The sequence below is a fragment of the Bartonella tribocorum genome (assembly GCF_002778015.1).
Lineage (GTDB): Bacteria > Pseudomonadota > Alphaproteobacteria > Rhizobiales > Rhizobiaceae > Bartonella > Bartonella tribocorum_B.
In genome coordinates, this window is record NZ_NJPP01000014.1 from 13,397 (window position 1) to 25,653 (window position 12,257).

At 37.7% G+C, this 12,257-nt stretch carries 12 protein-coding genes; 4 read left to right on the plus strand and 8 right to left on the minus strand.

Annotation, left to right across the window (positions count from 1 at the left end; genetic code table 11):
- Window positions 1-5: 5 nt before the first annotated feature.
- From CEV08_RS05000 to CEV08_RS05025, 6 genes are all read right to left on the minus strand, one after another.
- Window positions 6-821, minus strand: coding sequence for a phosphatidate cytidylyltransferase (locus tag CEV08_RS05000; RefSeq protein ID WP_100130649.1), 816 nt, complete (start codon window positions 819-821; stop codon window positions 6-8).
- A gap of 658 nt (window positions 822-1,479) precedes the next feature.
- Window positions 1,480-2,040, minus strand: coding sequence for a ribosome recycling factor (gene frr / locus CEV08_RS05005; protein ID WP_100130629.1), 561 nt, complete (start codon window positions 2,038-2,040; stop codon window positions 1,480-1,482).
- 37 nt (window positions 2,041-2,077) lie between these two features.
- Entirely contained in the window at window positions 2,078-2,797 is a 720-nt protein-coding gene (gene pyrH / locus CEV08_RS05010) for a UMP kinase (protein WP_100130630.1), read from the minus strand.
- A 158-nt stretch (window positions 2,798-2,955) separates the two neighbouring features.
- Entirely contained in the window at window positions 2,956-3,879 is a 924-nt protein-coding gene (tsf, locus tag CEV08_RS05015; RefSeq protein WP_100130631.1) for a translation elongation factor Ts, read from the minus strand.
- A gap of 99 nt (window positions 3,880-3,978) precedes the next feature.
- Complete coding sequence (rpsB, locus tag CEV08_RS05020) at window positions 3,979-4,779, minus strand: 30S ribosomal protein S2 (RefSeq protein WP_100130632.1); 801 nt, start codon at window positions 4,777-4,779, stop codon at window positions 3,979-3,981.
- 168 nt (window positions 4,780-4,947) lie between these two features.
- A complete protein-coding gene (locus tag CEV08_RS05025) occupies window positions 4,948-5,790 on the minus strand; it encodes an EipB family protein (RefSeq protein ID WP_100130633.1) in 843 nt (280 codons plus the stop codon).
- A gap of 142 nt (window positions 5,791-5,932) precedes the next feature.
- Here CEV08_RS05025 and CEV08_RS05030 point away from each other — a divergent pair, with 142 nt between their 5' ends.
- On the plus strand, window positions 5,933-6,394 hold the full coding sequence (locus tag CEV08_RS05030; protein ID WP_100130634.1) for a RidA family protein: 462 nt from the start codon (window positions 5,933-5,935) through the stop codon (window positions 6,392-6,394).
- Window positions 6,395-6,527: 133 nt separating this feature from the next.
- Window positions 6,528-6,950 (plus strand): HIT family protein, encoded by a 423-nt coding sequence (locus tag CEV08_RS05035; RefSeq protein ID WP_100130635.1) that lies wholly within the window; start codon window positions 6,528-6,530, stop codon window positions 6,948-6,950.
- A 23-nt stretch (window positions 6,951-6,973) separates the two neighbouring features.
- On the opposite strand, the gene clpA is transcribed toward CEV08_RS05035, so the two are convergent.
- Complete coding sequence (gene clpA, locus CEV08_RS05040; protein ID WP_100130636.1) at window positions 6,974-9,325, minus strand: ATP-dependent Clp protease ATP-binding subunit ClpA; 2,352 nt, start codon at window positions 9,323-9,325, stop codon at window positions 6,974-6,976.
- 6 nt (window positions 9,326-9,331) lie between these two features.
- Entirely contained in the window at window positions 9,332-9,727 is a 396-nt protein-coding gene (gene clpS / locus CEV08_RS05045; RefSeq protein WP_100130650.1) for an ATP-dependent Clp protease adapter ClpS, read from the minus strand.
- Window positions 9,728-9,960: 233 nt separating this feature from the next.
- On the opposite strand from clpS, the gene CEV08_RS05050 reads away from it, so the two are divergent.
- Entirely contained in the window at window positions 9,961-11,310 is a 1,350-nt protein-coding gene (locus CEV08_RS05050) for a D-alanyl-D-alanine carboxypeptidase (protein ID WP_100130637.1), read from the plus strand.
- Between the two features lie 31 nt (window positions 11,311-11,341).
- Window positions 11,342-11,620: a hypothetical protein gene (locus CEV08_RS05055; protein WP_100130638.1), complete on the plus strand. Its 279-nt coding sequence runs from the start codon at window positions 11,342-11,344 to the stop codon at window positions 11,618-11,620.
- Window positions 11,621-12,257 lie beyond the last annotated feature (637 nt).

Below are 12,257 nucleotides of genomic sequence, written 5' to 3' on the forward strand. Positions count from 1 at the left end.
CCCCATTAAATCATACTAAAAAGATTAAAAGGTGCATCCATATCAGACATCAATGAACCAATTAAATAAAGGAGACAAGCCGCCCCTACCAATCCATCCATACGATCCATAAAACCACCATGTCCAGGCAATAAAGAACCGGAATCTTTAACAGAAAAGCGTCTTTTAAGCCATGATTGTCCTAAATCACTCAATTGTGAAATAATTGACAAAACAACTGGAAGGATTAGCACAAAAAAACTTGCTAAATTTATATCAAAAAATCCAACAGAAACCCATATACCTGCGAAAACGCCGACACATGTACCACCAAGTGCTCCTGACCATGTTTTATTGGGAGAAAATCGTGGCGCTAATTTAGGCCCCCCCAATGCACGTCCGATAAAATATCCACCGATATCGGTTCCCCATACTACCGAAAATAAGAAAATAACAACTTGGAACCCCAACATCTCATGATCCCGTAAAAAGCATAAAGCCGCCACAGGAAAAGATGCATATAAAAAACCACAAAAAACCCAACCACTGTTTTTTATAGATATAATAGCCAAAACCGCAGCCAACACGATTAAAACACAAAAAACCAATGAAGCAGATACATTCAACACTAAAAGAAAGCCAAAAAACAAATAAAAAATGCTTACTAATATCTTTTGTAAAACACACCACTTCTCTTGAGTAATACGTATCCACTCATAAAGAATAAAACCGCCAATACACCACGCAAACAGAAAAAAGGAGACCCCTCCCAACCATGTTAGATACAAAGCAATAACGCCAAATACAAAAGCTGTTAGAACACGATAAACCAAATTAGACAAAACAACATCCAACCAATAAGAATAGCAAACACAAGCTCTAAAATTGATGCAACAAAAACGGCCCTCTCGAGTATTTTCATTTCATACTTGTACAAATCTCTCTTAATAATTTACCACAATTGATCTAGTTTACCAAGATAGCGCTTATAAGACGAATAATCAATGAAAACAGCTTCAAAAATCTTCCTTATCAGGGTTAATCCTAAAATAAGTTTTCAAATATTTTCTAAAACATAAAATGAAAAAGCGGCTGTCTACGCCCCATAACATCAGCTTTCTTTACCCTACGCACATGTTTTTAATGAACGATAAGAGCAAAGTATTATTTGTTGCACTATATTATTTCCCAAAACTCCATCTTAGAATATTTGAGAAACCCTCATAATATTTCTCATCATACAGTTTGACAAAAACATGCTAAACAAAAAAATCTCATTATGCTGTAATAGTGTCCTCCAGTAAAGAACAGAACGCACTCACAGATTAAAGAATAAAAGCATCAACTCTTTCAAATCAATCTTTCCCCTATCGAAATGATTAAACAATAAAACAGCTCTCTGTATCACACCTTGCTATCACAGTGCACATCTATGCTCTTATCCAATAAAAATAATTTACACGCTGGGAATAGAATATCTTTTCTAGCGAAAAAATCGTCTTAAACGTGCATAATTTCAGATTCTTTCACGGCTAAAATTTTATCGATATCAGCAATAGTTTCATCTGTGAGTTTTTGAACTTTCTCGGATAAACCATGGGCTTCATCTTTGCCAATTTCACCATCTTTTTCTAATTTTTTCAAATTATCCATACCATCACGACGAACATGACGTGTAGCAACACGCGCTTGCTCTGCATAGTGATGCGCAATTTTTACAAGTTCTTTACGGCGCTCTTCATTCAACTCAGGCAAAGGAATACGTAAATTCGTACCATCAGTTATGGGGTTCAAACCAAGACCAGAATCGCGAATAGCACGCTCGACAGCTCCTACCATCGTTTTATCCCATACAGAAACGGAAAGCATCCGAGGTTCGGGAACAGAAATATTCGCAACCTGATTAATGTGTACAACAGAACCATAAGATTCAACGGTCAACGGCTCTAATAAACTCGCTGATGCCCGTCCCGTCCGCAAGCCACCTAATTCATGTTTAAAAGCCGTAATAGCACCATCCATGCGTCGTTTCAGATCATCCATAATTGATGCAACATTCATATTTTTGTCTCCTTCAATTGTTCTTTGAAGCTTATCCTTATTCCGATACCATTGTAAAGCGCCCTGTTCCATTCAAGACTTTAGCTAAACCACCTTTTTCATGAATAGAATACACAATAATTGGTACATTGTTCTCACGGGCTAAAGTGACCGCCGTTGAATCCATAACCGATAATCCCCATTGCAAAATTTCAACATGTGTTAATTGGTCAAAACGCTTAGCTGTAGGGTCTATCTTTGGATCTGCTGAATAAATACCATCAACTTGTGTTCCTTTAAGAAGGACATCTGCACCAATTTCTGCTGCACGTAAAGTCGCAGCAGAATCAGTGGTAAAAAAGGGATTTCCTGTACCACCCGCAAAAATAACAACTTTTCCCTGATTCATATAAGCTATTGCTTTACGTTGCGAAAAACTTTCACAAATTTGTGGCATAGCAATCGCAGAGAGTACAACAGTTTCAACCCCTAGTTTTGTCAATGATGTTCGCAATGCCAAAGAATTAATAGCCGTTGCAAGCATTCCCATATGATCACCTGTCACACGGTCACCACCATGCGAAGCAACAGCAACGCCACGAAAAATATTTCCCCCACCGATAACAACTGCGACTTCTATCCCCATCGCGCGCACTTCTGCAATATCATCAGCAATACGGTCGACAACAGAAACATCAATACCAAAGCTCTGCCCCCCCATAAGAGCTTCACCAGAAGCTTTTAAAAGGATACGTTTATACGGAAGTGCTAATGCCATTCACAATCTCCCCAAAAGCACATTTACTTTTTGCTTTTGACACCACGAAGGGCACCACTTTTTTTCACGTGACGCCCTCACAAAAATTACCTTGTTTCCATCAGAGATTCTAAAACGAGCAATATGATTCTAAATCTCTGATCAAAAGTTTGCAATAACTAGCCTTTTGCAGCAGCCGCAACCTCTGCAGCAAAATCAGACTCCTCTTTTTCTACACCTTCACCGAGTGCAAAACGAACAAAGCCTGTAATTTTTGCTGGAGCACCAATTGATTTCTCAGCGTCCTTTAAAGCAGTTTCAACAGTTATATCAGGATTCATAACAAAAGCTTGAGAAAGCAAAACAACCTCTTCAAAAAACTTACGCATACGTCCTTCCACCATTTTTTCAATGATATTCTCAGGTTTCCCAGACTGACGCGCTTGATCTGAAAAAATTGCTTTTTCACGTTCAACAGCACCAGAATCAACATCTTGTGCTGTAAGCGCTAATGGATTGGTTGCCGCAATATGCATCGCGACCTGACGACCAAAAGCAAGAGCAGCTTCTTTATTTCCCGTTGTTTCAATTGCAACCAAAACACCAAGTTTCCCAAGCCCATCAGCCACACTATTGTGTATATAAGTCGCAACAACACCATTCTCAACAGACAATTTAGCGGAACGACGAAACGTCATATTTTCGCCAATTGTACCAATTGCATCTTTAATTGTAAGCTCTACGGTCTTCTCAGAACCCGGATAAAGAGAAGCAGAAACAGACTCAACATCACCTGGCGTATCCAAGGCAGCAGCGGCTACATTGCGCACAATGTCTTGGAATCCATCATTGCGTGCAACGAAATCTGTTTCTGAATTAATCTCAACCAAAACAGCATGTAAATCTCTTAACACGACACCGATTAATCCCTCAGCTGCTGTACGACCAGCCTTTTTATCTGCTTTAGCTATCCCTTTTTTACGAAGCCAATCAACAGCAGCTTCCATATCACCATTGGTTTCTGCTAAAGCAGTTTTACAGTCCATCATACCGGCGCCAGATAATTCTCTAAGTTCTTTTACTTGTGCAGCAGTAACACTCATATTTTCCTCGTTATTCTATAACAGTGGAAGCGTGCAAATCTCCGCACGCTTGTAACATTTCCTTTAGATAATAAAAATACCTTAATTAGACGTTTTACATTACTCAGAAACTGCCAAAACCGCACTTTCTTCCAAAACAGGTTCCACTTCTTCTAAAACAGGTTCCACAGGCACATCAACTTGAGCTCCTAAATCAATACCCATTGCACCTTGCTGACGAGCAATCCCATCAAGGGCAGCACGCGCAAAAAGATCGCAATAAAGAGAAATTGCACGTGAAGCATCATCATTTCCTGGTATTGGATGTGTTACATCATCAGGATCACAATTGGTATCAATAATAGCAATCACTGGAATACCCAAACGTTTTGCTTCTTGGAGTGCAATATTTTCTTTATTGGTATCGATAACAAAGATAAGATCCGGAACAGAGCCCATATCTTTAATACCACCAAGCGCACGATTAAGCTTTTCACGATCACGTTCAAGATTTAAACGTTCCTTTTTGGTAAAGCCTTGCGCTTCAGCAGCGAGAATTTTATCAAGTTTTCGCAAACGATGTATCGAATTGGAAATTGTTTTCCAGTTCGTCAGCATACCGCCAAGCCAACGCGCATTAACATAATACTGGGCGGAACGATTCGCTGCATCAGCGATAATTTCAGATGCTTGCCGTTTCGTGCCAACAAAGAGAATACGGCCACCACGCGCAACAGTATCTGAAACAAGTTTAAGCGCTTGATGTAAAAGTGGAACGGTCTGAGCGAGATCAATAATATGAATATTATTACGCTGACCATAAATATAGGGAGTCATTTTGGGATTCCAGCGATGAGTCTGGTGACCAAAATGTACACCTGCCTCTAAAAGCTGGTGCATAGTAAAATCAGGTAGTGCCATAAATCTTATCCTTTCCGGTTTAACCTCCGCGGAAAAAGCAGGAAAACCTACTACCGGCGGATGCTTGCTAAACTTTTAACACGAGATCATCTATAAGCACCCAAACTCCGCGTGTGGAATAGCGCAAACATACTAATATTTAATTCTTTTTCAAGTTATTTTCTTCAATCATTTAATATTTGCACTTTCACATTGATTAAGATCTTCATCTTTTCCAAGTTCTAAGAATTCAAGACTACTCAATTTCGCACGCATTGAAAAAGTTCCATAATCTATACGAAAATCACGCATGACACCATTCTCATGTAAAAGAAAACTGTTCTGATAAACCGGCAAACCATCTTTATTTTCACCATCATCAAAATAAGAGATCGTAACAGGCCAATATCCTTCTTCATCCAATTTTCTCACTTTTTCCGCCTCGCTATCGGATAAAAGCGCTTTCTTTTCCCCTATGACGATACTTTCTTTTATAACTTTATCTGTTTTATTTTTTCCGTCAAATACAGTAACATTATAAAAATGATCCCCCGCTTTTGCATGGCGGATAATATTCTTTAGTTGCATCATTGGAAATTCAGCCATTACGAGCTTATACTCTTTTTCCTTTGGCTTTTTTAAGGTAACTGTAATACCATCTCTCGTTCGTTCTGCAACTCCCTCCGCATGATGCGTAACCTCTTCTCCCTCTAAATCTGTAACATTAAAACGAAATGTACGGCTATCTCCTGTTTCATAAGTCATCGTCTGTTGATCCTTGAAACGTACCGGCATATCTTCAACATGAAGACGGTTAATGAAACGCAAACGCGTGCTATAGCCTTGGCATACCGAACCAGTAAGCTCGTAAACCATTCGCCCTGATATCCCAGAAATTGTCATTTCATGCGAAACGCTATCGAGATGAAAATCATAAATTGCTCGATGAGGCGCAATAAAAATAGACTCTTCAGCTTTCGCCGTACAGAAAAAAACAATATATAAAATTATTATAAATAACGCTCTAATCATTCCCAACTTCCAAACTTTATCCCCGTTGCATAACATCATAAAACAAGGCAAAAAAGGCTAATTTCTTCATTAACCACACATTTCCTTAAATTAAAAAATAGGTTATGCAATGAATATATAGAACAGCTATGGAGTTTAAATTATGACTAATATGATTGAAAAAAACTTAGAAAAGTTTGGTATCACTCTTCCTGCAGCAACGCAACCCCTTGCCAATTACATCAGCACTTCACAAAGTGGCAATCAACTCTTTATTTCTGGACAGCTCCCTCTTATCAATGGGAAACCAATAGCCATCGGTAAAGTCGGTGCAGCTGTGAACGCTAAACAAGCCCAAAAAGCATCGGAAGCTTGTGCTCTCAATATTCTTGCCCAACTCAAAGCAACTTTGGGTGATCTAAATAGAATAAAACGCGTGGTAAAAATTACTGTTTTTGTGGCTGTCGATCCTCATTTTACCGATATTCCTTTTGTCGCCAATGGAGCTTCTGATTTATTCGTCAATATTCTTGGTGAAATTGGGGAGCACGCCCGTTCTGCTATTGGTGTTGCCTCTCTTCCTATGGATGTTTCTGTAGAAGTTGAAGCTATCATAGAAATCTAAATCTTCATTAAAAACAGTGCGTTTCTTAAAGATAACTGAAGTCAAAATATTTTTTGTCTTACACTCTGATAAACCTTGTATTTTTCCGTTTTAAAATTAGAATTCTAAACTTGTAATAAAAGGAAATATTTGTATGAAACAAGCTTATGACGATAACAATATTTTTGCTAAACTGATTCGTAATGAAATCCCTTCTGTTCGGGTTTACGAAGATGATGATGTCATTGGATTCATGGATATCATGCCACAAGCACCAGGCCATACGCTGGTCATTCCTAAAAAAGGCTCCAGAAACTTACTTGATGCCAATACCGAAACATTATTTCCTGTTATTAAAGCTGTTCAAAAAATCGCCACTGCCGTCAAAAAAGCCTTTCAAGCAGATGGCATAACGATCATGCAATTTAATGAAGCCGCTAGTCAACAAACCGTTTATCATCTCCATTTCCATATTATACCACGTATGGAAGGAATAGAACTTACCCCTCACAATGATGTAATAACTCCTACAGAAATACTTGAAGAAAATGCAAAAAAAATCCGTGCTGCCTTGTAGCATGTCTTCTGTGTGGCATGCTTTTAAGACGTTGTGCTTTTTTTTCTTTCGCGTTTTTTTATAAAATTTTTCGTTTTACTTTTCTTTGAGTCAACAGATACGTCGGAAGAGAAAATTTTCAACTGTAATCTCTCTTTTTCGCCATTTGACTTTTGTGTCAATACGCGAACGGTACCACCATTGCGTAACTTTCCAAATAAAATTTCATCCGCTAATGGCTTTTTAATATATTCTTGTATAACACGCGCCAATGGCCGTGCACCCATCTGAGAATCATATCCTTTATTGGAAAGCCATAAAGTTGCAGAAGGGCTTAATTCAAAACAAATCCCCCGATCAGCTAATTGTGCTTCAAGCTGAAAAATAAATTTTTGCACTATTTGATTGATGGTGAAATGAGATAAAGGCGCAAACGGAATAATTGCATCTAACCGATTACGAAATTCTGGTGTAAATAACCGATTGATTGCTTCTATATCCTCACCATCACGCTGGACTTTTCCAAATCCAATAGCTGATTTTGCCATATCTGAAGCCCCAACATTGGTTGTCATAATCAAAATAATATTGCGGAAATCAATTTTCTTGCCGTTATGGTCTGTTAATCGACCATAATCCATGACCTGCAATAAAATATTAAATAACTCTGGATGAGCTTTCTCAATCTCATCAAGCAATAGAACTGCATGCGGCTTCTGATCTACTGCATCTGTAAGGAGGCCTCCTTGATCAAACCCTATGTAGCCTGGAGGAGCACCGATTAAGCGCGCTACCGTATGGCGCTCCATATATTCTGACATATCAAAACGTAATAGTTCAATGCCTAAAGATGATGCAAGCTGTTTTGCAACTTCAGTTTTTCCAACTCCTGTTGGTCCTGAAAATAAATAATTTCCTATTGGTTTATCGGGTTCTCGTAAACCTGCTCGCGCCAATTTTATGGATGAAACTAAGACAGAAATTGCCTGATCTTGTCCATAAACAACGTGCTTGAGTTCTCTCTCAAGCTTACTCAATATCTTCTGATCATTCCGCGAAACTGTTTTGGGTGGAATCCTTGCAATTGTAGCAACCGTTGCTTCAATTTCTTTAACACCTATAGTCTTTTTGCGCTGTTTTTGTGGCAAAAGCTTTTGCGCTGCGCCACTTTCATCAATAATATCAATTGCTTTGTCAGGTAACCTACGATCAACCATATAGCGTGAAGATAATTCTACGGATGCCTTCATTGCCTGATCTGTATATTTGATCTGATGAAAATCTTCAAAGTAAGGCTTCATCCCCTGCAAAATCTTAATCGCATCAAGAACAGAAGGTTCATTAATATCAATCTTCTGAAAACGGCGCTCTAAAGCACGGTCTTGTTCAAAGAATTTTCGATATTCTCTGTAAGTCGTCGACCCAATACATCGCATAGCTCCAGAAGATAACGCAGGTTTTAAAAGATTTGCAGCATCCATATTTCCCCCTAATGTTGCCCCTGCTCCAATTAGGGTATGAATTTCATCAATAAATAAAATAGCATCTGGATACAGCTCAAACTCTTTAATAACTTGCTTTAATCGTTCTTCAAAATCACCGCGATAACGGGTACCAGCCACAAGTCCCCCCATATCAAGAGAAAATATCGTTGCATTTGATAAAACTTCAGGCACTTGCCCATCAACAATACGTTTTGCTAATCCCTCAATGATAGCGGTTTTTCCTACTCCAGGATCACCAACCAAAAGCGGATTATTTTTTGATCGTCGGCATAAAATCTGAATCATGCGTGAAATTTCTTTTTCACGGCCAATTAATAAATCAATTTTCCCATTCCGTGCTTTACAATTGAGATCAACACAATAACTCGTTAAAGCACTTGTTACCCTTTCACCATTGTCGGAAATCTGCTGATCTAATTGCTCTTCAAGACCTTCCAGTAACATGGATAATCCATCATCACGCGTAATACCATGTGAAATAAAACGTACAGCATCATAGCGTGTCATACCCATCTCTTGAAGAAAGTAGGCTGCATGACTTTCACGTTCAGAAAAAATTGCAACAAGAACATTTGCCCCTGATACTTCATCTTTTCCAGCAGATTGAGCATGAATCACCGCACGTTGGATAACACGCTGGAAAAAAGCTGTAGGCTTTGTATCCTCATCAGCTCTAATCTGTTCATCTAACTCTGAGCGAAGATAATTAGTTAAGCGCTCACGCAATTCCTCCACATCTACTTGGCATGCCTGAATAACGGAGCTTGCATCGGCATCATCTAACAGAGCAAGAAGAAGATGCTCTAATGTTGCATATTCATGCCGCGCTTGAGTCGCAATTGTTAATGCACGATGTAAAACCTCTTCAAGACTCGGTGTAAAAGATGGCATAATTCCTCACTTCCATTCCATTACACATTGTAACGGATGTTCATTTTGACGTGCACACTTCCTCACTTGTATCATTTTCATTTCAGCAACTTCATAAGTATAAGTTCCACATTCACCTACCCCATTATGATGAACATTTAACATAATCTGCGTGGCCTCTTCGAAACTTTTTTTAAAAAAGTTCTGCAAAACGAAAACAACAAAATCCATAGGTGTGTAATCATCATTAAGTAAAAGAACGCGATATAATTTAGGTTTTTGGGGTTTTGCTCTAGCTTTAGGGATTATAACCGCACCCTGCCTACCTTCATTCCAATTCTTGCCCTTTTCATTATGCATAATATGGAGTATATCATTATGTGTAATATGAGGTATAGAGTTTATTATGAGTATTTGTCCCATTATCGTTTTCCATGCAGAAATTTTTTTATCAATTTTAAGTTCTTTCACGACTATTGCAATACCTCTTTCCTATAAGATAAAAACTTCCCCCTATGATTTAATTTAAATCACTCATAAAATAACTTCTGTAAACAAATTAGTAATACCATTCGTCTACACTGCATCAGCACGTTAAAGAACAGGAATCTTTATAGAAGTTTTTCAGAGTAAATGGAGAAATAGGATAACTACAAGTGTGTATTAACGATCAAAAAATTATGCGCTGTTATAAAAAAATAGCAATTTCTTTCGTTATGTTAGCTTTTTCTTATTGTTGGGCATCAGCAACACCTCAAGGAGCCTATCCTGATAAGTATGCAGCTATTGTTATAGATGCCACTACGGGAAAAACTCTCTTTCAAGCCAATGCAACGCTAAAACGTTATCCTGCTTCTTTAACAAAAGTAATGACATTGTACCTACTCTTTGAAGCTATGCAGATGCGCCGTGTGACACCCAATACACCAATTCCTGTTTCACATTATGCAGCAACACGTCCACCGACAAAAATTGGATTTAAAGCAGGCCAAACAATTTCTGCAGAAGCAGCAGCTAAAGCACTCATAACAAGATCCGCAAATGATGTCGCTACCGCCATTGCAGAATATCTTGGAGGGAGTGAAAAAAAATTCGCTCAAATGATGACAGCAAAAGCTCGTAAACTTGGCATGAAATATACACATTTCGCAAACGCTTCAGGACTTCCGGATGTGCGTAATTATTCTACGGCACGAGATATAGCCACTTTGTCATTAGCCATACGTAAACATTTTCCAAAACAATATAAATTGTTTAAAATAAAAAGTTTTAATTTCCGTGGACATACGATTAACAGCCACAACAAACTCGTTAAAATAATGAAAGGTGTCGATGGAATTAAAACAGGATACACACAAATGTCAGGTTCTAATTTAGCAACTTCGATGCGTCTTGAGGGCCGTTCTATTGTCGCTGTTGTTATGGGAGGTAAATCGTCTACCGCACGTGACGAGCATATGGCGAGCTTATTAAATCAATATTTACCAAAAGCAGCCCAAATGAAAAGTGGGGAACGTTTAATAGCCTCTGTACACTATCACTTACCTACTGGCGCAAAGACTCCTATACCGACCATTAAAGCTAATTCAAGCAATTTTGATGATGAAATTTCGACTATGTTGACAGCATTTGCAGAACAACCGAAAAATTCCAATATCGCAATAGCTGCTGTAAATAAAGTGATTGTCCCAATACCTAACCCTCAAAAAGCTACACTCGTTGAAACTGATAAAGTTGTAACTGCTTCTTTTTCCACAAATACCGGATGGGCTATACAAATTGGCTCTCTTCCCAGTGAAGAACAAGCAAAAACTCTGCTTTTAAAAGCAAAAAATACATCTTTTTCTATTTTAAAGAACGCCTCTTCACATATGCAACTGTTTGAAAAAAATGGGCAGCGTTATTATCGAGCTCGATTTACAGGATTTCAATCAAAAAAAGCTGCATTTGATGCGTGTTCTACATTAAAGAAAGCAAATTTTAACTGCTATACTGTAGCCTACTAAGAGTTTTTGAATTTTGCGTTAGGATAGTATTATGACAGATAATGCTTTTGCTTCATTCCATGAAAAAAAATTTTTATTGAAGCAATCATCCCTCCTTTCATTGCGTTCTTTTCACGATGCTGCAGCAAAACTTACTGGTTTGAAATATAATTCAACTGCCTTAGACACACGGTCTCTTGTTAACCTTCTCATTTGCCAAACAATGCGCAATCGTCGTCTTATAATGCCGCCTGTACGCATCCATTTACGCGTTGCGAGTCAAACTGGTAATGTGCCTATTAAAATTCATCTAGGAGCAACAAATAGTTAATTCTACAAACCTTTCTAAAAAATTATTTTACTATTATACCATTATCTACACTCTTAGAAAGTCCTTTGATAAATATACTTCTTTCTTAAGTCGTCGAAATTGTTCTAACGGCTATTCTAACTATTCCAGCAAACGTCTTTAAGATTCAAATAAAACTATTTCTTAAGAACACAAAAAATGCCAAATATTTTTCCACTTTTTGATATAATATCAAAAATTATCTTCGATATCTTTCTGGAAAAAAATGCCCCCTCCATGAAATAAAAGCTTATTACTTTAGAGGATATTGTAAAAGTGCAATAAAGAAAATCCCTCTTAATAACGATTCTCCCTATAACATAAGCGCTGTAAAATAATCTAAGTCCTTTTATTTCTTTCAACAGACAAAGAAAATTTGAAAATATAAATACCATCAATCAAAAAATGTAAAAGAAATTATCAAATTAAATATCATGATACAATTTCCATAAGATTTTCATTTATTTTTTGCATATGCCTTAACATAGCAGCAAGTCAAATAGGACAATGATGAATCGATGAAAAAAATCCTTTTTAGAGATACAATAGACTTTTTAAATTATTTGGATTGCTTCTAATGATAAAGATACACAAAATTCTTCTTTAGCATTTCATCGAT